This is a genomic window from Alicyclobacillus sp. SO9 (assembly GCF_016406125.1).
In the GTDB taxonomy this organism is placed as follows: Bacteria; Bacillota; Bacilli; order Alicyclobacillales; family Alicyclobacillaceae; genus SO9.
Genome location: NZ_CP066339.1, coordinates 902,693 through 927,301, shown reverse-complemented (window position 1 = coordinate 927,301; position 24,609 = coordinate 902,693). Strand labels below are relative to the sequence as shown.

Genomic DNA, 24,609 nt, shown 5'->3' with positions numbered 1-24,609 from the left:
TTTATGCTCCTTTCAAAACAATCTGTAACGCCAGTAACCCGTCTGACGCTTGTCCATAAACGCGATAGGGCAATATCGTCAGTGCACCCAAGCCACCAAGAAGGGCTATCCACGGACTCCATGGCAGCAGGCACAGCGCGAACGCCAATTGAAAGACCGGGCCTGCAAGGGGGACTACCACTGAAATAGGTTTGTCTCCCTTTGTTCGTGCGCTCACAGGGAGTAACCGCAAAACAAAATACTTGGACTTCAGCAGACAGGGTCCCCGTCCCAGCGCAATACAAAAACGCAGTCCCAACCAACTTCGTGCCACTGCATGGCCACTCTCATGAACGGCCACACCCACCAGGAAGGCGAAGATGCCCCACATCGCTACATTCGCAGCCATTGAAACACCCCGAATTCCACGCCCATGGTGATGGAGGCAGAGACCGCCAACACAGGTACAAATGCCAATGTCCGCATCGGCTTATGCAAGGTCAGGGACGTCAGACGAATGACGGCTAACAGGATGCCAGCGCCAAAGACCGTGATCACGACGCCAAACCACCCCAAACAGACCCCCATCACAGCCAGGGTCTTGGCATCTCCCATCCCCCAGCGACTCATTCCGATAGGCAACCGTTCTCCGAGTAACCCGACCAACATCCCTACGCCAAAACCCAATAATGCTTCAAGAAACCCATGTGCTCCCCCAAATCCAACACGCAGTACAAAGCCCACGACGGCCCCTGTAGCAAACAGCAGATTGGGAATCCTTTGTGTACGGATGTCTGCCCAGCTGGCCGCAGTTAAAACCACCAGTAGAACTGCCCAGGACGCCCCCAGTTGCATCCACACCAATACCACCTCCTACCGATGTCTCGCTGCATGACAAAAGGGCATGAACAATGAAATTGGTAACTGATGTTCTATGTCAGAGTGCAACAGGCTGTAAGGAGAGTTTCTTATCACCTATCCTGGTCTTTTTCGTTGACCCAGTTAGTTCCTAGAGTTTGACTATGACACCGATGTGGTGGTTTACCATGTGAGCATCTGAAGGAAGGCGACCAACTGTGCAGATCTCTGAACTGTCACGAAGAACTGGAGTTAGCGTGAGCTCTTTGCGTTACTACGAACAAGAGAATTTGATAACCCCTCAGCGCTTAGAAAACGGGTACAGAATGTTTGATGAGATTGCAGTAGAACGAGTGAAAGCTATTCGATTTAGACTCAACACAACCCAGATTGAGAGAGTCTTAGACTGTGACGAGAAGAATACACTTCCAGAAAGAAATCCAGTGTGTGAAGGAATGTGATCACTTTACGAATTAATAAAACACCTGTTCTTCAACTTTGACGAAACATATCAAATCGGTTTCAAATCATTCTTCGAAAAAATGCAATGAGCCACAACAGCGCAGGAATGGCAAACAACAAAATGGGAAAGACAAAGGGTTGAACAACAGATTTTGGATAGACAATGCTTGAGTCAATCATGCTCCGAGGGCTCATAGCAATCAGAATGCAGGCCGCTGTAACCCTCCCTAATATGGTTTCTGACCGCGTTCATTCGATTAGCGTTGTTTTTGTTCTTGTCGGTCTATGGAACGGCACAAAGGCAAAAGTGAAAATTACGATGGAGACCACAAGAAGGCCTATGACTTCTGTCGTGCGGCCAATGGATTGAATGCCATTCTTGTACAGCATGTAAACCGCAGTCAACGACATGGAAATGATGAAAAGGTATGTAGGCGTTTTGTGGAATTGAGAGGTAATTAAAATGTCCGTAATCTGACGAAGGACAAATCCGGTTACAACAATCCAGTTTACGACATACAAGATGCCAATAGAGCCTTGCCTATCCAGCTGCCCACAATGTCGTTCACGTACTCAACAAATGTCTTGTCGGGATAGTACAGACTCAAACGAATTTCAATCCAAGCAGCGGTCATGCTTAAAAGGCCGCTGATGGCCAGTGAGATCCATGCGTCATTTTGGACACGTTGAATCGTTGGAGAAATCATGACAAAAGCCGCCATACCTAAGTCAAACATGCAGGTAATCCAGAACAATTGACCGCCCGTAATTGGCATTCGTGATTTCACGGTTACCACTGGCCCCTTTCTGCTTCTTTCGGTGATACAATGCTTTCGGATGTTTGTCCGACAGCCTGTATCTTTATTCGGGTGTTTACCTGAACTGGAACATCGGAAAAGATCTCTGTCCAGTGTCGCTTTGCTGTTTTCCACTGACGAGGATACTTTCTTGCCAAGGCAAGATCGAATCCAAAAATATCGGTATGATATTGATGCTGTACCTTCGCGATAAGGTCATTTACGCGCCATTTGACTTCCTTTTCTGCCTTCTTCTCAACCAGATTTATGTCTTCAGGGGACTTGAACTTGATGTTGTTTTCAGATTCACGCAGTATTCCTTTTCCGGTGAGATTGACAACGTAATGCAAACGTCCGTTCTGAAATACTGGATTAATGCGACTGTGGAACTTAGAAAAGTCAATGGTGGCATATCCTTTGCCCTTTGCACTATCTTTATCTGTATTCAACTTAAACGTCGCCTGGTATGTACTTAGTGTATTGAGTACCCAAAGGCGATAGGCTGCCTCTGAGTAATTCAAGTAACCGATTAGCTTCAATTGCTTGTTAAAAACAGCTCTACCCATGAACTGGAATGTTGTTTTGTTCGAGTGCGGAGACTCGGGTACGATTTTCATCACCGGAAAGGTTGGACTGCTTGTAGGATGTACGGAAGCCATCAAAAACGGGAGCAGTGTGGTTCCGATATCCCCGCCGACAAATTTCCGACTCTTCATAATGGCCAACGAAGGGTACTGCTCTAGTGGAGACCGGATGTGAAGTGCATGTTCCGCAGTGCCATTTTCGACAACAAAAACATCACTGCGCAGCCTGACATCTGGATTTCTCGTGAATTCATCCATGATGCCGCTGAGTCCGTGTTTGGCCAGTTTTTCACCAATGAAGATGATTCTGCGGTGACCGAGGAAATATTTTCTCGACAGTTTTGCTTGCATGTTTTGTCCTGCATCAAGGATGTTACGTCCTGTAGCCGAGACAGTAATAAATTGCTGGCGCAGTGTCCCAAGTCCCTTGGACAAGTTAATGGGGAGAATGACCTGGTCGGTTAACAATAGGCTACCATCGTCCTTCAAATCAATACCGGACGCCATCACCAGCGCTCTATTGTTCAGTTCAATCCGATCCCAGCAGCCACTAGTGAGAAAACTCATTGCAATGAGAACAATGATGTTTCCGAAGTGCAGCATCTTCATGTTGAGTTCGCTCCCGATTTTTCAGGATGGCCTTTGGCACGCGGATTATCCTGATGAGGGCGGCTTCTCTGCGGCAAGTACCTGCGCGGTGCTCGTACCAAGACATCGAGTAACTGCCTGGGATTTCGCGGAGATAGTGGAGACATGTATGGAACACCGAATGAACGCAGGTTCAATTGATGCGTGAGAATGACAATAAAACTGAGCGTAATTCCGTACAACCCGACCGTTCCAGCTAAGAGCAATACAAAAAACCGAAGAATTCTGTATGAAAATCCAAAATTGTATCTAGGAATTGTAAAGGACGCAATGCCAGACATCGCTACGACAATAACGGTTGGCGCCGAAACAATGCCTGCCTCTACGGCGGCTTGTCCAACAACTAAACCGCCGACGATACTCACGGCAGAACCCACAGCTTTTGGAAGACGAACACCAGCTTCACGCAGGCCTTCAAAGATAATCTCCATCATGAAGGCTTCCAGGACGACGGGAAAGGGACTGCCATTGTGAGATGCTGCAAAAGTAATGAGTAAATTGGTCGGCAGCATTTGTGGATGGAAACTGGTCAGAGCTACATAAACGGGTGTAAGAAAAATTGAAAGATTCAGCATCATAAAACGAATCCATCGAACCAGCGTTACGTAGACTGAACGTTGATAATAGTCGTCAGGCGCCTGAAATCCGTTCCAAAAGGTCATGGGCACAAGCAGTACGGTTGGAGTTCCGTCAACCACGATGGCAATCTTTCCTTCAAGCAGTGCGGCAGCCACCACATCAGGACGTTCTGTATTCTGAACTTGAGGGTAGGGAGACAACGGAGAGTCCTCAAGGAACTCTTCAATGTAATGGGCATCCAAGACAGAAGAAAGGTGGATGTTCTGCAACCGCCGATGTACTTCTTCAAGTACTGACACATTCACAACACCGCTCAAATACATGATGGCAACATCCGTCTTGGAGCTCTCCCCGATAATCATAGCTTCGGTTCTAAGTCGAGTGTCGCGCAATCGCCTTCGAATCAATGCCGTCGTATCTCTCAACACTTCGTTAAAGGCTTCATGAGGTCCTTGCACCGAGGGCTCGGACTGCGATTCCTCAATCTGTCGGACTGGCCAGCCAGCCATTTCAGCCAGCAATGCGAAGCGAGTTCCAGTTCCAATTACTGCAACATTCCCTGCTAATAGTCCGTCAATCACTTCTCCAAGTGTACGAACATTTTTTACGTTGGCAACTGGAATGAGTTGTTTGGAGACGAACTCCAAAACACCATGAGGCAGCCATCTACCGCGTGCCTCTGATGGGGCATCAATCACTAGAGCCTTCAACAGGGTTTCATTCAATGTCTTTGTGTCCACAAGTCCAATCACATAGATAATGAGAAGCTGCTGATTTTTGGGTAAATTCACTTTTCGAAAGACGAGATCGGCGGAATCTCCTAACGTGTTTCGCACTTTTTTTTCAGTCAAATCGATATTCTTGTCCAGTACAGCGGATAGGTCTTCGCGTTGCGGCTCCAATCTGCGATGTCGATGCTTTTGATGGCTGAAAAAATTGAAAAAGCTTCCGTAACTCATAAGCATCTCCTATATGACAACCTAGGGACTTGTCAGGAATGGTTTGCGGTCCACAGATTCCTGAGATGTATATACTATACCCACATCGTGGTATTTCCATCACCCTTGAACATTCATTTCGAAATAAGGATAAAGAAACGGCCTGGCTGGGAGGGAAAGTTGTGGCAAACAAGGAGCAGCGAACGCACTCTTCCCGGAATGGACTTGTCGCACTGCAATATTCCATTGACTTTGTCATGGCTATTCTACTGTTGATCGGACGAATAACGACTTCTGGAATTTTCGTTGTACCTGAGGGTTTCTTTCTAGGTGCAACTGTTCCCATTTATGGCGGCGACTTGTTCGAGGGGAAATCAGAAGAAATGCAACTGAGGATGCGGGTAGTCAATGTCATTACGGCCATCTTACTGATTCTGAATGTCATCAGAGTCACAGGTACGTACGTCTCGAGCGGTCGTCAAATCATTGGGTTCAGCGGTGAGATCATTGGTATTAAAGACATTGCTGGAGTATGGATTTCGATTCAATGCGGTCGCATTTCTTGTTATTTTCTATTTTTCCTTCACTAAACCTGTCAACCACTCACGTACCTTTGAGAACAAATAGGGAGGAGTTGCAGATGTCCTAAAATTTGCGCGAAGCGCTCGATTGAGACACGATGCGTCTACGTTGCTGCCCCAACCACTCGTTGCTGTGTCTTATGCTCCAGGATTAAAAGCACCAACGACCATGGACAGAATTCACGTAAGGTACTCGTCTCCAACATACGACTGTATCCTGAGTTTCAGGATATATACGTGGTCAGGATGACAACGCCAGTCAAGAGCATCAGATGAAAGGTCGGTAAGCATTGACTGCAAGCCTTCGCGTTCGACAGTCACTTTCTCTTCATCTACCTTGGAATCACTAATTCCTTTGTCTTCGTCGCATGTACATAAGGTTCGATGTCGTTGTCGGCGCAACAACGCATGATTTCATCACGCTGGTACGCAAGGCTAGACCCTTCACGCACCACCTTGTGCCCGTATGTATCCGACTGCTTTGGTCATTGCTGATTCACCTCGTGACCATACTAAGACCGAATGACCAAGTGAAGAAAGAGAAGGAAGCCAGACCCCGAATTAACGAGGTCGACTCCCTTCGGTTACAGCACTTGAAATTCGGTTACCTACCAGCGTCCCTTGAGGTCGGTTCAATCAAACCCATGACTTCTCTCTGTGCCTCCGGTCGGATTTTGTCTAATAAATCTTCGTCTACAGAGCCTTTTCTCAACCAGATGGTACCTAGTGACTCCCCACACGTAGAACAAATCATTTCGTCAGTATTCGGATCTTCCGCAACAGAAACCAACGCTTATGACATCGTCATATGCCGCGAGATCAATAGCAGCATCGTCACGATCCGAGTCGTTAGCTGTTTTGTCGAGAAGACGCCTTATCAATTCTTGCTTTGTATCCACTAAATCACCCCAATGGAATGTGAGTTCCTACGTTTCTACCACCGATTTCCCCCTTAAAGGGGTTAATGTACTGCCCTTCACCTAAACGAGCGTCAAACCTTGATGTCTATCGCTGTCAATACCAGACAATGTTCCAACCAGGTTGGGGTCATTTGGATAGACGTCCCACAGATCGGTCTCAAAGCCGAGATTCTCAAGATATAACTGAATAAACTGCTGAGCAGCCATCGAATTTCTTGCTGGAGGACTTTCTGTTTGAAAAGCTACCAATTTTGCCAATAAGTCGAGCAACTGTGCACGGAGATCTTCAATATCTTGATAGACCTTGTCCAAATTCGTTTAAAAGCCTCCCAGTATACTGTTAATATACAAAGAGTAGTCAATTTGAACATTCTCTTTACAGCCAAAACACCAACCTTATTGGCATGAACTTTATTACATTGTACTAAAAGAGTATGCTTTATGAATAATTTAGTTAGGGCATGCTGATAAAAATAATTCTTCTTGAAATAATTGCAATTTGAAGATAAAAATGTATACATAATGGAAATGCATATCCCCAGATTATTCCACAAATCCGAGTTCGTAATACTTGCGTTTACTGACGATATCAATTATCGGTAGACTAAGTAAGTGGCCTCCCCATCCTGTACCTAATATGGTTTCACTCTCTCGAACAATATATACTGATATAAGGATGAACCTCAATGCAACAGTAGGTAAAGGACGAGCAATATGACGTCAATTTGGATAGTTCGCCACGGAACAACGGACAAAAATTTAGATTACTACATGATTGGTCAAACAGACAGTTCTCTGGGAAACATCGGACGCAGCCAGGCTACGGCAGTTGCTGTTCGGTTAAGAGAGACTCCTTTTAAAGTAATCTATTCGAGTCCGCTATCGAGAGCCAAGGAAACTGCTGAAGCTGTATCAGAGGAAAATATGTATCACCCGACAGTCATATTTCATGAAGACCTACAGGAAATTCACCTAGGTGAATTTGAGGATGTTTCTTCATTTGCAGCTTACGAACAACACCGCGAACTCATGGATAAAGCACTTGCCCCTTCGCTCGATGATTTTTCTTTTCCAGGAGGAGAACTCCGCTCTACGGCAGCGGTACGTTTTCAAAACGTCATCTTGTCTGTTGCATCTTCACATCCTCATGATGAGATATGCATCGTCAGCCATGGCGCTGTAATTGGAAGTTGGCTAGCATCCGTTTACGGTAAACCGTTGGGAGCTTTTCGCCAATACCAACCCAGTCACGCTTCCATTAGCAAAGTTCAAGTATCGTTACAATCTATTCTCCAAAATCAGAACGACGAGAGGAAACAGGAAGTCCATGGTAAAGGTCAATCTGTCCATGTCACCATTGAGATATTTGACGATACCAGTCACTTGCAGCCGTCCAAATAGTCAGTAATCGCTTTGTATAATATTTCATTCTCATTATGAGTTCGAATTGCAACCCGATAGAAACTGGCACCGAGTCCTTCGAAATTCCTACAATTTCGGATCATAATGTTTCTGGTTCTCAGAAACTCTTCTACTTGACTTCCCAGTTCAGTATTCTTGAAGTGGAGTAAGAAGAAGTTGACTTTACCCATATATAAGGTCAGTTTCGGATGGGCTTCCCATAGTCGTACAACATGTGCCCGTTCTGTCTCAAGCCATTGATGTGTTTGTCTTTGAAATTCTCTATCTTTATATGCAGCAGAAGCAGCAACCTGGGCCAACTGGTTTACACTCCACCCGTCACGATACCGTTCTATTTTCTGAAACAACGTCGATGAGCCAATAGCAAAACCAAAACGAAGTCCTGGTATAGCGTAGAATTTTGTTGCAGAACGAACAACAAATAGCGATTCAGAATCAGTCGCTTTCGGTATAGCTGTATACCTTGTTTCATCGGATAGAAAATCGAGAAAAGACTCATCTACAATGACACGAACCCCCTGTTGCATCCATTCTTGAGCCAACAGGTACCAACTATCTAAGTGAAAGCAAAGACCCGTTGGATTATGGGGTATATTCAACACCACTACATCCCCTGTACGCAAAACCAACGTGTAGCGTCTAAGTGATTGTTTCAGCATTTCGTAATTATAAAGTTCAGTAGGATTTGGTGCGGATTTGCCCTGTACTCGCCAGAGGTTGTCTTGGGTCTTCCATAAAGGAACTTGCAACACAGGAATCCCATGCCTTTTTGCTGCTCTTTTATATTCCGAGAAAGCCGGTTCAAAAACAACAATACGTTTTGGATTCAACGCTTTGAACAACAAATCAATGATCTCACTCGCGCCGTTGCCTATTAAGAAATGTGAACTCCTGAGACCAAAGTAATCTGCTAAAGTATTCTTTACTTCACTTTGGGTTGAATCCGGATAGTGAACTATCATTGGAAGCGCACGTTGGATCGCAGTTGTAACGGAAACTGGTGGTCCGAGAGGGTTAATATTCGCACTAAAGTCCAAGACGTTGGTGGGATGAACCCCCATTTGCTTTGCTTGATGATAAATCATTCCACCGTGATTGAACGATTCTTCAGTCATAAACTTGCTCTCCTCAGCCATGAAAAAATATGTAGAAACCCCAAACCCAGCCCAACCATTCTAAAATTTCATTTAACGCACCATAAGTGTCTCCGGTCATTCCGCCAAATCGATGGCTTAAGTAGACCGTAATGAGGATTGACAGCACAATCAGTCCAAGCATTAACCCAAGACCTAAGAAGACTGAATTCAGTCCAATTGAGAGCAAGCCAGTAATCGCGATTGAATACGCGAGGGACTGATAGGAAATTTTTTGTGCAAACATTCCAGCTAGTCCATCTTTCCCGCGTGCAGATGGAGCGATTGCCATCGCGACTACCATGCCGAACCGGGATAACACTGGCACGACGATAACAACACCCCAAGCATTGCCCGGAAGCGAATAGAGTACTGCTGCCTTTCCTAGATAGACAACAATGGCACTGATTGCGCCCATGGCTCCTACACGGCTGTCCTTCATGATTTCCAGTGCCTTATCCGTCGACTTACGACTACCTAGCGCATCGAAGGTATCCATGAGACCATCCAGATGAAGAGCTCCCGTGAGAAACGTATACACCATCAAAGACAAAGTCGTGCTGATGATATTTGGAAAACTAAGGCGAAGGGTGTCCTGTATTCCCCACAATATTAAGCCTAACAATGCTCCTACCAAAGGAAAGAAAGGTGCTGTCTCACGTATATCTTTTTCGGACACGTTTCTGAAATGAGGAACTGGGATAATCGTTAGGAATTGGACTGCGAGCAGGATTCTTTTCCCGGTTTGCAAAGGAAGCGTTATCAAAAATGACATCCATTTTGACACAACAGCCCACCCCCAATCATAAGTCCTATCAGAATGACGATATACCAGGACACGCGGTGCATCAGTGTCATCGTAGTGAGGATATCCATCGAGGACAAAGGACGGACGCTATCTCCCATTGTTGCACGTTCACTTACAACGCCCTGGTAGAAATTCGTGCCGCCCAGTCGGACAGATAAAGCACCGGCTACCATGCTCTCGGGTATGCCTGCGTTCGGACTTGGGTGATGAGGCGAATCTCTGCGGAGCATGTTCCAAGCCCCCTTTAAGGAAAGACGAGAAACGTAGACGGCGGCAGATAAGAGAATGATGGTCAAACGCGCCGGTAGGTAGTTCAGCACATCATCTAGTCTGGCAGACGCGCGTCCAAAGTAGAAATAGCGTTCATTTCGATATCCAACCATAGAATCCAGGGTATTCGCGGCTCTGAAAGCCAGAGCCAAAGGTGCACCTCCAAGTACACCAAAAAACACAGGAGATACAATCGCATCAACAATGTTTTCTGCCACAGTTTCGACTGTGGCACGAATTACTTCACTCTCGGAAAGGTGCTCAGTATCTCGTCCAACAATCATTGCAACTTCTATACGAGCAGCTTCTAGTCCCTGTTGTGTCAAGGCGTGATAAACAGACTTCCCTGCATCCGCGAGCCCTTTCCACGCAATGGTTGTTGAAATGAGCCAAATATTCAGTATCATCCATACGATTCGTTGGATATGATAAATCCAATGTAATACCAGAAAAGGAATGAACCATGATAATCCAACCGTCAAAAAAGTTAGACATGCACCTAATGCTAGCCGGGTGCGTGGATGACTACTGTAGGGAGCGAGGTTCCACTTTCGTTCCCAGTATGAAATCCAGCGCCCAATGAAAATAACAGGGTGAGGCAACCCCTGAGGGTCACCTACTACCTTGTCCACAAACATTGCTATCAAGACTACCATAAAATGATTTACCACGGGGTTCCCAACTTCCGAACGTCTACCGCAATACCCGCTACCATCAGATAGACAACATCCGCAACGGCAGCAACAGATTGATTGAGCACCCCCAGCCTATCACGGTAAAGACGGGTCATCGCATCCACTGGAACAATTCCCTCGCCAACCTCATTGCTGACCACCACGACCTGACGTGGATGTTCTTGTAGCGCATGAACAAGGTCCTCAGTTCGCTGTTTGAAGGATGCTACCCCTGCATCCCCATCACCGTAAGACGCCTTGACCAATCCCGGACGAGAGGTACCATCCAAACAGAAATCCCCTTCATCTCTGCTCTGCGAGCCAAGAAACATCCAGTTATTAAGCAACAATGACAGGCAATCTATGAGAATAATCGAACTTTGTCGCTCACCCAGTACAGGTGGTACGTTCAGCGGTTCTTCAATGGTCATCCAGTGTGAAGGGCGCCGTGACTGATGTTGTGCAATCCGTGCTGCCATTTCGTCGTCCAGCGCCTGCGCTGTTGCAATGTACGTAACGGAACGATTCTCCGTGGTGGATAATCTCTGAACATAGCGCTCTGCAAAAGAACTTTTCCCACTGCGTGCGCCCCCGATGATAAGCGTGACTGGCACAGTATACCTCCTTTTCCAATTGCATTGAACAGGTGATTCTTTCCTTACTCATTTTTCGTAAATGTAATTGTAGGCAACGAAACTGATGGATGAAGAACATGAGCGACATCCTTTACTCCCTTGATAATATATTGAGACACCGACGAAAGACTGGCACCACTCACCGCATACACGCGATGATTTTTCACAGCACGCACTGTCTGAAGCTTTGAATCGTGAAGAAGTTTGTTCGCAAATCTCTTGTCACTGTTAGCCGTAATAATCACTTGCGGATTCATCTTGATAATCTCTTCATCCGTGATTTTATTCCATCCTTTGACCTTTGCTGCAGCGTTCACACCGCCCGCATCCACAATGATACTGTTCACGGTCGTCCCTTTTCCGGCAGCGAAGCCATACGAACTATAGTCTAAAACTGTTGGCTTCTCTTTCCTTTTTACTGCTGTTTGAATCTTCGCCAAATCCGTATTCATTTTCGCCACAAGTCTCTGAGCCCTCGGCTGTGCCCCTACAAGCTTGCCGGTCAGTTTGATATTTTTTTCAATACCGGATATGGAATGAAACTGCGTAAATTCAAAGACGGGAACACCAGCCTGTGTCAGCTGGCTCACCACACCCGCCTTCGTATACGAAGCTGCCAAAACGAGATCGGGATGAACGGCTAGAATTTGGCTGGCGTTTGCTTTTTGAATGGCCGTGATTCCTTTGGCCCAATGGATGACATTGGAATATGCCGGATTTGTTGCATAAGTTGTAACCATCGCGACATCTTTTTTGGGAACCAGTGCCGATAGAATCTCATCCGTTCCCTCTGTTGTTGAGGCAATGTGGTGAGGCTGTTTCGGGATTGTCCTCGTGTGCCCTGCCTCGTCCTTGATGGTGAGGGGATAAGTGGTGTTCTTTACGTTGGCTGATGGCGTGGATTGACCGGTGGTATTGGCAGTTGCATTTGCCGAGCGTTTGGGGGGCGTGCCGCAACCTACTACTAAAGCTGTTGTTCCAAAAACTACGATTGAGCCTACTGTCCACTTGCGAATTTCGTTCATGTTCCTTCCTCCCAGAGAAATGTGATGCCAATTTCCCTGCGAAGAAAATGCTCTGTCTGCCGACAGAGCATCCGTTGGTTATGTTCTACTAAAGCAGCAGTATAGAGGTGATTGGGACGCTGCCTCGTACACAACCGACGCCTCTCCGCGAAGGGTCTTGGTTGACTTCCCAGGCAGGTTTCCTGACTCTCAGCGCAGACAATATCGATACCTTCCCATCCTCAAAGGACAGTGTTATCGAGCTGCTTTCGTGCTGATTACAGTGGCGGGACCGTACCGGATTCTCACCGGTTTCCCTATTATCTCCACTTCATTGGAGCACCTGAAAAGTATGTTATCAAGTTATTTTTATCCTATTGCAATCAATAGTAGTTGTCAATTTACAGTTTGCTCAATGAACCTTGGTCTCTCACCGCCGTAAGTAACGAGTACCAGCATGCAGAACCGCATTGTATACTGCACTTCCTAAGGCTTGCCCAAACGTTGTTGCCAGTCCTGCATACTGAATTTCATTCATCGGCTTCTCATCATCTAGAGAACGATGACGAACTAGTGCCCGCTGTGTACTTCCTAAGAGAATTGCATCTGTAGATGTCCCCGTCGCGTGTCTTCCATCAGATACTCGGATATTCAAATCATAGAGTGCTGCGGTCTTTGCTTCAGTGGCTGTGATAACGCCTCCCACCAAAGCCTCAGGTCGTACGACCCCTGCAATCAGTGTAATTATATTGATAGTCCCAGGACTGTAAGACCGGTTCAGGTCGTCACTTGCCGCCATCGGTATTCTGACACTATTGGCCGTACCGACAGATACACAGGTAAGCAGCTCCCACTGTTCTCCTGTTCTTACTTCCCAGCCAGCATCGAGAACAGATGCGGCAGTAAGAAACCCGGCTGCAAGGGGCATTTTCTCTTCAGGTACGCCCACTTCTTTGAATCGGTCTTGCAAATCCTTTTCTGGCTCCATAGAACGATAAGATCTTTCAACTTGAAAGTTCCCAATGTATTGCGTCGTTTGTAGACCCCCACCATAGATACATGAACTGATACTACGAAAACCACGGTCTCCTTGCATAGAAATTGCACGAGGCAGAGAACGAATAATAACTTCTCCTGCCTCCCAATAGGAAGTTGGAGAAAGCAATGACCCTTGTGTATCGACGTCCAATACTGGAGTTTTCATTCCTCAACCACGAAACACGTCTGTGCTATTCTCATAAGGCACGTCGGACTGATGAACCCTGGCATTTGCCGTACGTGCCAGGACAAATAACAAATCAGACAAACGGTTCAGGTACTGTAGCGTTGGTTCGTGAATCGACTCTACCTGCATCAAATCCACCACTCGTCTCTCGGCTCTACGGACAACGGTACAGGCCACATGAAGTGCGGCTGAAGCTCGTACCCCACCCCGCACAATGAACTTGGTAACTGCATCTGCTTCCTCTTTAAACCGATCGATGTGCGGTTCTAGTGTTGCTGCGGCCATATCTGAAGTCCGAAATGCATAATCTCCAGCCTGCGGCGACGCAGCCAAATCTGCCCCCACATCCCATAAAGTCTGCTGCACATCAGAGAGTACGTCAAGGATATCGCGATCGCGTTCGATATCCAATTCACTCATCGCCAACCCAATAAAAGCTCCCGCCTCATCCACTGTTCCGTAAGACTCTATTCGCAGGTCATGTTTCCACCTGCGTTCTCTCCCAATTAACATCGTCTTGCCCTTGTCGCCGCCTCGAGTATAAATTTTCATTCGTCCATACCTCCATTCACAGTAATAGAGTTATATTTCACACTTTCAACCCCAATTCACATCAGATCCGGCAACCGTTTGAATGATTTTTGAGAGCTCATGCAACCTGTCAAAAAGCATCGGACCGAACTGGAGAATTTCACTGTTCAACTCATACACACGTCCATTTTGTACAGCAGGTAAAGTTTTATATCCAGGCCTTGACTCAAATTCTGACCTATCGAAAGGCTTTCCGCACCACGAAGCAAAAATGATATCGGGGTCCGCCTGCAGTACTTCATCATTTGTCACAACGCGCTCGGCAGCTTTTCTACCCTCTATGGATTTCTCACGGAAAATATCCTGTCCTCCGGCTGCTGTAATCAAGTCACTTACCCACCCCGTGCCACAGATAAGAGGGTCCATCCATTCTTCAAAATATACCCGTGGCGAATTGGGATTGTCTTGAACGATCGTTTGAATGTCATTTAGCTCCTTATGCAGTCGCACATTTAATTGCTCAGCTTTCTCAGATTCATTCACAAGATTGCCGAGAAGGGTGATATTCTTGAACAACTCATCAAGTCGATGGGGATTAAAATGAACAATCGTAACCCCAGTTGACACAAGTTCAGCTGCCAAGTCTTTTTGAACATCCGAAGTCAAAATCACGACGTCCGGCTTGAAAGACAAAACTCGCTTCATATTTCCAAACTTAAATCCACTGACTTTTGGAATCTGCATGGCCTCGGCCGGCCGTGTCGTATAGGCTGAAATACCAACGACTTTGTCAAGCGCACCGAGTTGAAAGAAAATCTCGGGTACTTCAGCTGCCAAGCAGACAATTCGTTCGGGATACGACATTCTACAAAACTCCCATTAAAAGTTTTCAAGTTGAACAACATGCCCATTTGGAATGATTTCTTGGTTCACTGGTTGCTGAATTGTGAGATTTTCCATGTTATCCATCAGATTGTGAAGCCCAAGGGTGCGAATCACACTGCCGTGACTTACGAGCAAGACGTGATCTTTCCCATAAGCCACTTTGATTCTCCGTAAACCTCCGTTCAGTCGATTTAGAAATCTCTGCTGAGATTCAATATGAAACCTATCTTCAATTGCTTCTACATCCTCAATTCCAAACTCCTTTACGAGTGTTTCTTTCTTCATCCCCTCTAAGGGTCCAAAACATCGTTCGGCAAACTCTGGGATAATCTTCATCGGGAGTTCTAGCCTCTGTGAACAAATTTCTGCGGATTCATAGGCTCGCCGCAGAGAACTTGTGAGTACGATAGTGTAGCGAAAAGATGACCTATTCCCGTGTCTATCGTCAACTTTTTTGGCAATAACGTAGTGACAAAATGCCTCTATTTGCCGTCTTCCCGTATTGTTGAGGCCAATATTCTGCTGTCCTTGAATCCGACCTTCGACGTTCCAATTTGTTTCACCGTGGCGCAGTATATGAATGTTCATCCTGATTTCTCATCTCTTGGTTCACTGAAAGAAGTGTATTCAGAAGGTCCGCCGAACAATCGCTCCCTAACACTCTGCAGAAATATACCTACAAGGAAAGCGAGGACAATACCTAGATTACTCACCGAAAAGACACCTTTCGCCAGTGGACCGGTATAAATTGACGTAGTTGTGAAAAGTAGCCCAACAACAACGCTAATGCCCCAGCTTCCGAGAGCATACCAGTTCGTTGGTTGTCCAGTTTCATGATGCTGGAAGAAGTCCCGGTTAAATCTGTGCCTGTTCATCCACCGGCCCAGAAATACACCGGACCACGCGGCCAGACTGACACCCATCAATGTCAGAAACGCTTCAAACGGAGAAAAGAAATTCTTACGGATAAAAATCACGAAGACTGTAACGACGATGGTAATCACAGCATCAATCCAAATCGTCTTCTTACGCGGCAGTTGAATCCCAATTCCCATTAAATTGAGGCCAGAGGAATATAAGCTCAAATCCGCCTCTGCGAGCAGACCACCAATGACCGTAACAAGATACACAGGGCTCATCCATCCCGGTAAGGCACTGCCAATTGTCAGGATTGGGTTGGGTGATGAGACCAAATTGAGAACGTGATGTGCAATTAAAATGCCCGTCAACATCAAAACGAACAGAGGTATTGCGCCGCCTAAGGTGACAGCCCATCCTAAACGTCCCGATTTTGCACTCCGCGAAACATAGCGACTATAATCCGCAGCTGCAGGAGCCCAGCTAATTCCTGTCCCTGCAACGATAATCGAAACTGCAGGAAGAAATCCTGTGACCCACTGTCCAGAAGACGTAAAGACCGCACCCGTCCAAGTTGCATGGCGCAAAAGAAGAAAAATAACAAACAAAGTTAATGTACCAAATCCCCATGAGGCGACTTTTTGGATGAAAAGTAATGTCATATACCCAAACAAACTAAATGAGATCACTAAGCCGATAAATACCACCAAGCTGACGATTCCGGTGAACAAAGTAGTAGGCACGCGAAAGACATCAGAAATCAACGCCTGGAGTGTCAGAGTACCTGTAACCACCGTCACAGACTCCCAGCCAAGCAGATTGATCCAGTTCACCACACCAGGTCCCCAATTCCCGCGATGTCCAAAGACCCTTCTGGACAATACAAACATTGGGACGCTCTCATCTCTTCCAGAGAGACTTAAGAGTCCTACGAGGGCGAAAGACAAGGCTCCCATGGCCGCAGCCAGAATCGATTGCAAAAAACTCAGCTTAAATCCAACGATTATCCCACCGTATAAAATACCTAAAATCCCAATATTGGCACCGAACCAGATCCAAAATAAATCGCGTGGCGTAGCCGTCTTTTCGTCGTCTTGAATCACATTCACACCGTTCAATTCTGATTTCCAAAGCTGATTTTGCTTCACGTCTGGTCCTCAACTCCCTTCTTTATACGAGTCTTTACAGTTGACTGCAGTATTTACAATCGAAAATCTCATCAGTCTATTAACCGTCCAATCACCGTTAATGGAGCTCCAATTTTCGAAACCAACTCCTCAACATCAAGGCCACGCCAAGAAAACACGACACAAGTACTTGGACCGCCTGAGGCGTGAAGCGAAATACCCACATCAATGTCTAGTTGTGCTCGCAATTTTGCTGAACGAGCCAACTCCCCAACTTCATGCGAAATACCTTTTGATCCCACAGGAACGATGTCGATAACTTTTGGTTCTGCTCGAAGTGTTTCGAGATCCTGAAACGAAAGAATTTCACGGTCTCTTGGATTCACATCATGGTGCGGGGCGCTTTTAGGAAGTCCGGCAATGACAAGGAGATCCCCGGCTCTGGACGCTCGTTCCTTTAACTGTAAGGCTTCCACAATCCCCATCACCGTGATACCGACACCCGTCTGCGCTACGACTACATTCTCCTCAGTACTGCCATTAAAGTGGACTGCATCCTCCAGTCCCAAGGTTGCTGCGACGCGGCGAATCTCTGTAAGAATAGCCGCCCCATACGGGTTTGCCTCTACACTTAAATTGTCAATGATGAGAAAGGGCAATGCGCCTACAGCCAGAAGTTCGATGAGCGGGACCCGAAGCGCAAAGTATCCAACTATCTCAGGGGAAGCTTGAACAGAATCAAGCGGCTTAGCGCCAATGCCCCCCAACGAATCATTGGCAATGACGAGGAAGTATCCCTCATCTACCCGAAGACACGTTAAATCACGGTAACGTATCAAATAGGTGCTGACACTCTGACGCTGTTGTAGCTGTTGATAGAATTCACTCCAATTTGGCAACAATACACCACCTTATCTCAATTATTTTTCTATTAAACTACCGGAGAAACTCATACAACAAAGAGAAGTTCAGGTGTTGGCGAACTGTATTCGCCAGACTGTTATAGGCAGCTTCCCTTGACTGCGAAACCAAAATTGATTGTGACCTGGGTGGGAGTCCTCTGCTCGCTCGGACCCGGTTTAGCCAGCTCATTCGAAATTCGTCGTTATGTAAAATTCCATGGAGGTACGTCCCTATTGTCTTTCCATTCTCAGATACTACCCCATCTACAGCACCACCCTGACGCGTCTGCAGTGTGTCCCCCTGTGTAATTTCTACCTGTCCATTGTCCGAGTGCTGAGCCGGTCTGATACGGGCAAACGGCCTTAAAGACTGGAGATGAGTTGTCCTCCCCATGTGCAGTTCATAACCCGTGACTTTGATTCCGGCATAGATTTTCGACAGATCACCTTCAACGAGCACGGTTTGCTTTTCCTTTGTAAGCACTGTTTCAAACGGAAACAGACCTAGTGCAACAGCTTCATCGATATCCTCCTCTTCTTGATGATAGGGATCACGAATTCGTTCTCCCATCATCTGATAGCCGCCGCAGATTCCTAAGAGAAATTGTTTACTCTCATCCATCCCTTGAAGAAATTCCGCTAATCCGGATTCCCAAAGCCACAACAAATCCGACATTGTGTTCTTTGTTCCGGGCAAGACAACGACATCAACATCACTGAGTTGGTGGGGCGAAGTGACAAAAGATGCATCCACATCAGGCTCTAGGAACAATGGATCGAAATCCGTAAAATTTGAGATATGAGGAAGTTTTATAATTCCAATTCGCAACCTGTGGTCATTTGTCTGCCGCTCTGTTGACTCACGGAACCTTTCCAACCCCATCGAGTCCTCTTCTTCAATACCAATGTTGGCAACGTACGGAATGACGCCGATAACAGGAATCCCTGTATAACTTTCCAGCAGTCTAACCCCATCATCAAAAAGTTCGGGATCTCCTCGAAATCGGTTGATAATTACTCCCTTTACGCGCTGTCGTTCCTCTTCAGTCATGAGCTGGAGCGTCCCAACGACCGATGCAAACACACCTCCTCTATCAATATCTGCAACTAACACTACACAGGCGTCTGCCAGTTCTGCTGCTTTGAGATTGGCAATATCCCGCTCTTTTAAATTCATTTCAACTGGACTTCCGGCACCCTCCATAATAATGAGATCATAGCGCTTAGAAAGAAAGTGATATGACTCTACGACAGCATCCCACAGGCGGGCCTTGTTACTACTGAAATATCGCTGCGCAGAAACGGTGTCATAGACTTGCCCTTGAACAACAACCTGAGTCCTATGTCCTGTTGGCTTTAACAAGACCGGGTTCATATGCTCATTCGGTAAAATCCCAGCAGCCTCCGCCTGTACAGCCTGTGCTCTGCCGATCTCACGCCCGGAAGGTGTTACTGCGGAATTGAGCGACATATTCTGTGCTTTAAACGGAGCTGTTTGAAGTCCATCCTGTGTGAAAATCCGACACAGGGCCGTACAGATAATACTTTTCCCTACATTCGACGCTGTGCCGACAATCATCAAGCTCCGCAATCCTTATCTTCCTCTCCATCTTTGACTAAAATGCCACTGTGTGCGGACTTAACCCTCCGACCTCTAACTGAACCGAGGAGATTTTTTAAATTTGCGGCAAGTCATTACAAATCTCTTTGCTATGTGTGGATTGGAGGCAAAGTGTAGATGGGTATAGCCAGCTGTCAAATTGCCATTAGCATACCCTTCATAGGTAGAAGCACGGAATCCGAGAGTCTTATATGCGACGTGTATTTCAGCATGAACTTCGTCACGAAAACGGATGGAGGAATAATGAAACTCATGACCTCGTGCGGTTTCATTTTTTCGCAGCAAGACGGTGTCTTGAATCGCCGTTACCTCTCTGTAACCAAACCCTACCAACTTCCCTTCCATCGAGATATCTGCCGGAATAATGCCAACCATCGGATAAGTCCTTCCGTCGTGCGTCGTGACAGTGTTGCACAAAAACATATATCCACCACATTCTGCAAAAGTAGGAAGCTCGTGTTCCAGAATTTGGTCTCTGAAATTCTCGAATACCGAAGTCTGATGAGCAAGTTCTTGTGCGAACTCTTCTGGGAATCCTCCGCCAACATATAGACCCCTCGCCTCGTCTGGAATTGGTTCTCCATTCAATGGGCTAAAGTACACAATGCCCGCCCCATGGGATTCCAGTAATTCAACATTTTCCGGATAGTAGAAATTAAAAGCTGCATCTTTGGCTACAGCAATGACTACCTTGCCTAAAGTTTCTTTACCGACGCTGGTCTCACTACTTATTGAAGAGCGTGATTGGACGGATTCGTTAAAAATAGAGCTCGTAGGCTGAGACATTGGAGAGGCTGCTCCAGCGATTGTAAGAACTGCATCTAAATCGACGGTCTTTTCTATCTGACTTGCCAACCGGTCAAACAATGAATCAAGTTCACCTCGTTCAACAGCCGGAATTAATCCCAAGTGTCGTTCGGGTAACTCGATTTCCGCTACTTTCGGAAGATAACCTAACACTGGTACATCACAGCTCTCTTCAATTGCCTCTTGAACTAGCCCGAAGTGTTCTGCACTCCCGACATAATTCGCAATCACTCCCACGATATTGACGGCGGAATCAAACTTTTGATATCCCAATACGGTGGCCGCAGCACTACGGGCCATGCCCGAAACATCGATACATAGAACGACGGGGGCATCAATCCATTTACTTAACTCCGCCGTACTCCCTGTCTCCGTCATAGAGCTTTTCCCATCATAGAGCCCCATCACACCTTCGATAACAGAGATGTCTGCATCGTTGCTGCCTCGATAAAAAATTTCCTCAACCACAGTACGAGCACACATGTACGCATCCAAGTTTCTGGATGGACGGCCCGTTACTCCTGTGTGATAGCTCGGGTCTATAAAATCCGGCCCAACTTTGTAGCCTTGCACAACAAATCCGCGCAGATAAAAAGCGGCCATCAGGCCAATGGACAGAGTGGTCTTTCCTGTCCCGCTATGACTGCCCGCTATAACAATTCGCGGTCGCCTGTCCGTTCGGTTCAATGGTATTCTCCTCTCCACCGTAAACTTTCAATTTCGCGAGTTATGAGTTATACGAAGCCATATAAAAATAAAAACTCCTCAAATGAGGAGTTGTGCGTCTTGCAATGATGCCTAATACAAAGGCTCGCCCAACACCCCCCTATCGACCGTAGGTACATGGTGTTTTTCAAAAGGCAGGTCTCCTGGCTCAGGTTCATCATCCTGGTTTCCTTCCCAAGCTTGCGCTCAGTGGCTTTTTATCAGGACTTCCCTTTACAGTGGCGGGACCGCACCGGATTTGCACCGGTTTCCCTCTTTACTCTCATCCATCTGATGAGAACCTTTTGAATCTTTTCACTTCAAGCTTATAGTCTAGTCGATGTATACAATGACTGTCGCCATCGCTGTTAGTATACCACGTTTGTAATCACAATGTAGATAATAGATGAACAGTTAACCCATCCATTCCCTTTAATCTGTACGCTCATAATGATCTCGATTCCTAAAAAGCACGACCTTTCCCTCTCACGGTTTCCTTAACAAAGCAAGATGGATAGACCATTTTGAAATAAATGCATAGCTCTATCCTTACGAGGATGTCTGTCATGGGTATTGTCAACGCAATAGCGTAGCGAGATTTCGTGCTGCAAAGTGAAGGAGTGAACTTGCATTGGACATCGCTTCAAAGGTCGTCATAGGTCTAGAAATAATAGAATAAAGACCTACAAAATGAGACTGCAAACTTTCCAAGTGTCCATCCAAGCTCCCTGAAAGTAAGATTGGTTTTACGCCATGTTCATGAGCCATCTGAGCGACTACAACTGGAACTTTACCAAACTGTGTTTGTTCATCAGTACGACCTTCACCAGTGATAACGTAATCCGCACCCTCTAGTTGGTCTCCTAAAGACGTAGCGTTAGCGACTAACCTAGCACCGGATTGGACCCTGCCGCCTACTGCCATGAGGGCAAAACCTAAACCACCGGCGGCACCTGCACCAGGGTTGTTTTGAAGGGTTTTATCCAAAGCGGTTTCTAATAATGATGCATAGTTGGCCAGCCCGTTGTCTAAGAATGTTATCATTTCTTTTGTGGCGCCTTTTTGAGTACCGAAGACCGCAGAAGCTCCGTGTTTTCCGCACAGAGGATTATCCACATCACTCGCAACATGAATTTCACAATCAGAGAGACGTTTGTCTAATTCAATCAAATCGATGCTGGAGATTTCGGGTAAAGACGCTCCAATGGGTTCTAGTTCTCTACCGGAGGCATTATGAAATTTCGCCCCAAGTGCTTGTAGAAATCCAAACCCGCCGTCGTTGGTCACGCTTCCACCAAGCGCAAATATAAACTTTTGATACCCGTCATCCAAGGCAGATTTCAGGGTCTGCCCCATACCGTAGGTGGATGCTCTCATCACATCACGTTGACTTTCTTCAATCATCGTCAACCCAACAATACTTGCTGCCTCAATGACAACTGTCTTGTTATCACCTAGAACACCGTAATATGTGTCTACTGGCTGCAGGAGAGGTCCAAGGATTTTCAAAGGAACTTTGAAACCATCTGAAGCTTGAACCAGTGCGCTTAGTGTCCCTTCACCTCCATCAGCCATTGGAACTTTGATGACTTCAACTTCCGGTATCGCTTCCGAAACAGCCTGGGCAACGATATTACAGGTTTCCACAGCGGTCAAACTTCCCTTGTATGAATCCAAAGCAACAACAACTTTCATAGATTCCCCTTCTTCATACAGTTTTTCGGTACGGTTTAGAATCTCATCTGTCGAGGTGAAAAATAATCTCGTACCCTCTCTTCAGTATTCGTGAAGAGAGGGTACCGATTCAGTCCATAACTGCTCACAAACTGCTGTCCCAATTTGAAAAACGTAATTTGTCATTCGCATTATCCCTTTACAGATCCGGCCATCAAGCCTGAAACAATCCATTTTCTAAATATAATAACCAATATAATGATAGGGATGACAGACACTACCGAGCCTGCGAAGATCGTTCCGTAAGGCACATTGTACTGGCCGCTGAACAGTGCGATTCCTACCGGAATTGTACGCATAGAATCCGAAGGATTGAAGACGAGCGCCATGAAGAACTCTGTCCAGGCGGCTACAAAGGTGAACACGGCTGCCGTGAACATCCCCGGTGTCGTCACCGGCAGGAAAATGCGGTAGTAGGTTTGAAATGCATTGGCTCCGTCCATCTTCGCAGCTTCGTACAATGCACCAGGTACTTGAAGAAAGTAATTGCGCAGAATCCAAATAGCAAAGGGCAGATTAAATGCCGTATAGGGAATAATCAAGGCCTGATAAGAGTTGAGCCAGTTCAGCCCTCGCATCATCGCATAAAGCGGCGTAACGATAGCAATCGGGGGAAACATAGAAATCACGAGAAGTGTGATTAAAGCCGGTGTCTTCCCCCGAACAGGAAGGCGAGCGATTGCAAATCCGCCCATACTCGCGAACATCAATACCAGAAAGGTTGTGGCTACTGCCACAACGACACTGTTAACGATGTAGTGCGTAAAGTGAAATTCCCCGAAAGCTTGAGTGTAATGGCTAAAGGTCCAGTGCTGGGGAAACAGAGTCGGCGGATAAGCACTGATACTATTGATTGGCTTAAACGAAGTGATGATCATCCAGTAAAACGGCGACAAAATGATTATCAAAAAGAAAATTAAAACGGCATAACCGACTACGCGTTGAGTTTTGCTCTGTATTATACGGCATCCTCCTCTACGAGCGAACGAAACGCTGACAGGAAGATTAGGGACAAGAGCAAGACAAGGATAACAGTGCTGACAGCTATGGCCGATCCGACGCCAAAGCGAAAATGACTGAACAGTTCCTGTTCACCAAGAATCGCCAATGATTGAGTCGCTGTACCGGGGCCGCCTCCAGTCAAGACAAAGGGAAGGTCGAAGACTCCAAAGGCCTGCAAGATACGGAACAGTCCAGCAAGGGCGATGCTGCCGCGTAAAGCCGGAAACGTTATGGACCAGAAAATCTGCCAACGATTCGCACCGTCGATATGGGCTGCTTCGAAGAATTCTACCGGGATCATCTGCAGTCCGCCCAGCAAGATTATGACCACGAAAGGCGTTGTCTTCCAGATATCCGCAATCATCATCGCAATAATTGCGCTTGTCGACGTGCCCAACCATGTAACGGGCGCGCCAATTAGGTGCAAGGATTGCAGGATATAATTTAGGACCCCGTACACACCATTGTAAATATAGGACCACAGTTGCGCCGAGATAACAGTGATAAGAGCCCACGGGATGAGCATCACAACAAGGGAGACGTCCTTCAAGCGCTGAACCCCGTTGATAGCCAAAGCAATCAACATTCCGAGCAGGAGCTCCACCACGACGGTTACCATCGCGTAGTACGTAGTGAACCACACACTGTGCCAGAATACACCGCTGTGAACCAATAGGCTGTAATTGGACAGCCCTGCCGGATGCGCCTTCAATCCCTCTTGTGTTAACTGGATGTGATTCAGGCTCATATAGGCAGAATAAAGTATTGGAAAGATGGTGATACCGGCTATAATCAAACCGGCTGGCAGGAACATCAGGTATCCTGACCGGCGATCCGTATATTTCAAGTCGCTTGGGGCGGCGACTGCTTGACTCATGCTTTCACCTCCAGAAAGGGAAGCGGGGCGCGCGAACGACGCC

Annotated in this window: 26 protein-coding genes and 2 riboswitches; of the genes, 3 read left to right on the top strand and 23 right to left on the bottom strand. The window is 46.5% G+C overall.

The window, feature by feature from the left end; translation table 11 throughout:
• Position 1 precedes the first annotated feature (1 nt).
• Positions 2-388: a hypothetical protein gene (locus GI364_RS04165; RefSeq protein ID WP_198852444.1), complete on the bottom strand. Its 387-nt coding sequence runs from the start codon at positions 386-388 to the stop codon at positions 2-4.
• Positions 373-834 (bottom strand): prepilin peptidase, encoded by a 462-nt coding sequence (locus tag GI364_RS04160; RefSeq protein ID WP_233096140.1) that lies wholly within the window; start codon positions 832-834, stop codon positions 373-375. Before GI364_RS04160 ends, GI364_RS04165 begins: the two co-directional genes overlap by 16 nt.
• 221 nt (positions 835-1,055) lie before the next feature.
• On the opposite strand from GI364_RS04160, the gene GI364_RS04155 reads away from it, so the two are divergent.
• Positions 1,056-1,298, top strand: coding sequence for a MerR family DNA-binding transcriptional regulator (locus tag GI364_RS04155; RefSeq protein ID WP_198852442.1), 243 nt, complete (start codon positions 1,056-1,058; stop codon positions 1,296-1,298).
• 250 nt (positions 1,299-1,548) lie between these two features.
• Here the strand turns inward: GI364_RS04155 and GI364_RS25315 are convergent, their stop codons facing one another.
• Genes GI364_RS25315 through GI364_RS04135 form a run of 4 tightly spaced genes read right to left on the bottom strand, consistent with a single transcriptional unit; the run spans position 1,549 to position 4,866 of the window.
• Complete coding sequence (locus GI364_RS25315; protein WP_198852441.1) at positions 1,549-1,821, bottom strand: GerAB/ArcD/ProY family transporter; 273 nt, start codon at positions 1,819-1,821, stop codon at positions 1,549-1,551.
• Positions 1,809-2,087 carry a GerAB/ArcD/ProY family transporter gene (locus tag GI364_RS04145; RefSeq protein WP_198852440.1) on the bottom strand — a complete coding sequence of 93 codons (279 nt, stop codon included), beginning with the start codon at positions 2,085-2,087 and terminating at the stop codon, positions 1,809-1,811. The genes GI364_RS25315 and GI364_RS04145 overlap by 13 nt, the downstream gene beginning before the upstream one ends.
• Positions 2,088-2,089: 2 nt before the next feature.
• On the bottom strand, positions 2,090-3,289 hold the full coding sequence (locus GI364_RS04140; protein WP_198852439.1) for a Ger(x)C family spore germination protein: 1,200 nt from the start codon (positions 3,287-3,289) through the stop codon (positions 2,090-2,092).
• Complete coding sequence (locus GI364_RS04135; protein ID WP_198852438.1) at positions 3,286-4,866, bottom strand: spore germination protein; 1,581 nt, start codon at positions 4,864-4,866, stop codon at positions 3,286-3,288. The genes GI364_RS04140 and GI364_RS04135 overlap by 4 nt, the downstream gene beginning before the upstream one ends.
• Positions 4,867-5,027: 161 nt before the next feature.
• On the opposite strand from GI364_RS04135, the gene GI364_RS04130 reads away from it, so the two are divergent.
• Entirely contained in the window at positions 5,028-5,435 is a 408-nt protein-coding gene (locus GI364_RS04130; protein WP_198852437.1) for a hypothetical protein, read from the top strand.
• Between the two features lie 971 nt (positions 5,436-6,406).
• Here the strand turns inward: GI364_RS04130 and GI364_RS04125 are convergent.
• The gene (locus tag GI364_RS04125) at positions 6,407-6,658 is read right to left on the bottom strand and encodes a hypothetical protein (RefSeq protein ID WP_198852436.1); all 252 of its coding nucleotides are present in this window, start codon (positions 6,656-6,658) and stop codon (positions 6,407-6,409) included.
• A 402-nt stretch (positions 6,659-7,060) separates the two neighbouring features.
• On the opposite strand from GI364_RS04125, the gene GI364_RS04120 reads away from it, so the two are divergent.
• Positions 7,061-7,747, top strand: a complete 687-nt coding sequence (locus GI364_RS04120; RefSeq protein ID WP_198852435.1) for a histidine phosphatase family protein — start codon at positions 7,061-7,063, stop codon at positions 7,745-7,747.
• Here GI364_RS04120 and cobD read toward each other — a convergent pair.
• The 16 genes from cobD to GI364_RS04040 form a co-directional block, all read right to left on the bottom strand.
• Entirely contained in the window at positions 7,726-8,883 is a 1,158-nt protein-coding gene (gene cobD, locus GI364_RS04115; protein WP_198852434.1) for a threonine-phosphate decarboxylase CobD, read from the bottom strand. The two genes, GI364_RS04120 and cobD, sit on opposite strands and share 22 nt — an antisense overlap.
• A 13-nt stretch (positions 8,884-8,896) precedes the next feature.
• A complete protein-coding gene (cobS, locus tag GI364_RS04110; RefSeq protein WP_198852433.1) occupies positions 8,897-9,688 on the bottom strand; it encodes an adenosylcobinamide-GDP ribazoletransferase in 792 nt (263 codons plus the stop codon).
• Positions 9,664-10,635 (bottom strand): adenosylcobinamide-phosphate synthase CbiB, encoded by a 972-nt coding sequence (gene cbiB, locus GI364_RS04105; RefSeq protein WP_198853843.1) that lies wholly within the window; start codon positions 10,633-10,635, stop codon positions 9,664-9,666. The genes cobS and cbiB overlap by 25 nt, the downstream gene beginning before the upstream one ends.
• Before the next feature lie 8 nt (positions 10,636-10,643).
• Positions 10,644-11,267: a bifunctional adenosylcobinamide kinase/adenosylcobinamide-phosphate guanylyltransferase gene (gene cobU, locus GI364_RS04100; protein ID WP_198852432.1), complete on the bottom strand. Its 624-nt coding sequence runs from the start codon at positions 11,265-11,267 to the stop codon at positions 10,644-10,646.
• Positions 11,268-11,311: 44 nt separating this feature from the next.
• Entirely contained in the window at positions 11,312-12,313 is a 1,002-nt protein-coding gene (locus tag GI364_RS04095) for an ABC transporter substrate-binding protein (protein WP_198852431.1), read from the bottom strand.
• Positions 12,314-12,467: 154 nt separating this feature from the next.
• A riboswitch (cobalamin riboswitch) is annotated at positions 12,468-12,654 on the bottom strand.
• A 68-nt stretch (positions 12,655-12,722) separates the two neighbouring features.
• Positions 12,723-13,496: an adenosylcobinamide amidohydrolase gene (locus GI364_RS04090; RefSeq protein ID WP_198852430.1), complete on the bottom strand. Its 774-nt coding sequence runs from the start codon at positions 13,494-13,496 to the stop codon at positions 12,723-12,725.
• A gap of 3 nt (positions 13,497-13,499) precedes the next feature.
• Entirely contained in the window at positions 13,500-14,069 is a 570-nt protein-coding gene (locus GI364_RS04085; protein ID WP_198852429.1) for a cob(I)yrinic acid a,c-diamide adenosyltransferase, read from the bottom strand.
• Positions 14,070-14,114: 45 nt separating this feature from the next.
• Positions 14,115-14,912: a cobalamin-binding protein gene (locus GI364_RS04080; RefSeq protein ID WP_198852428.1), complete on the bottom strand. Its 798-nt coding sequence runs from the start codon at positions 14,910-14,912 to the stop codon at positions 14,115-14,117.
• 15 nt (positions 14,913-14,927) lie between these two features.
• Complete coding sequence (locus GI364_RS04075) at positions 14,928-15,521, bottom strand: histidine phosphatase family protein (protein ID WP_198852427.1); 594 nt, start codon at positions 15,519-15,521, stop codon at positions 14,928-14,930.
• The gene (locus tag GI364_RS04070) at positions 15,518-16,939 is read right to left on the bottom strand and encodes a purine-cytosine permease family protein (RefSeq protein ID WP_198852426.1); all 1,422 of its coding nucleotides are present in this window, start codon (positions 16,937-16,939) and stop codon (positions 15,518-15,520) included. Before GI364_RS04070 ends, GI364_RS04075 begins: the two co-directional genes overlap by 4 nt.
• A 71-nt stretch (positions 16,940-17,010) precedes the next feature.
• Positions 17,011-17,817, bottom strand: coding sequence for a hypothetical protein (locus GI364_RS04065; protein WP_198852425.1), 807 nt, complete (start codon positions 17,815-17,817; stop codon positions 17,011-17,013).
• Between the two features lie 37 nt (positions 17,818-17,854).
• Complete coding sequence (locus tag GI364_RS04060; protein ID WP_233096003.1) at positions 17,855-19,411, bottom strand: cobyric acid synthase; 1,557 nt, start codon at positions 19,409-19,411, stop codon at positions 17,855-17,857.
• A 63-nt stretch (positions 19,412-19,474) separates the two neighbouring features.
• Positions 19,475-20,935 carry a cobyrinic acid a,c-diamide synthase CobB gene (locus GI364_RS04055; protein WP_233096002.1) on the bottom strand — a complete coding sequence of 487 codons (1,461 nt, stop codon included), beginning with the start codon at positions 20,933-20,935 and terminating at the stop codon, positions 19,475-19,477.
• Between the two features lie 154 nt (positions 20,936-21,089).
• A riboswitch (cobalamin riboswitch) is annotated at positions 21,090-21,274 on the bottom strand.
• A 255-nt stretch (positions 21,275-21,529) separates the two neighbouring features.
• Positions 21,530-22,648 carry a glycerate kinase gene (locus tag GI364_RS04050; protein WP_198852424.1) on the bottom strand — a complete coding sequence of 373 codons (1,119 nt, stop codon included), beginning with the start codon at positions 22,646-22,648 and terminating at the stop codon, positions 21,530-21,532.
• A gap of 170 nt (positions 22,649-22,818) precedes the next feature.
• On the bottom strand, positions 22,819-23,583 hold the full coding sequence (locus GI364_RS04045; protein WP_233096001.1) for a carbohydrate ABC transporter permease: 765 nt from the start codon (positions 23,581-23,583) through the stop codon (positions 22,819-22,821).
• Positions 23,584-23,645: 62 nt separating this feature from the next.
• Positions 23,646-24,566 (bottom strand): carbohydrate ABC transporter permease, encoded by a 921-nt coding sequence (locus GI364_RS04040; RefSeq protein WP_198852423.1) that lies wholly within the window; start codon positions 24,564-24,566, stop codon positions 23,646-23,648.
• Between the last annotated feature and the right edge of the window lie 43 nt (positions 24,567-24,609).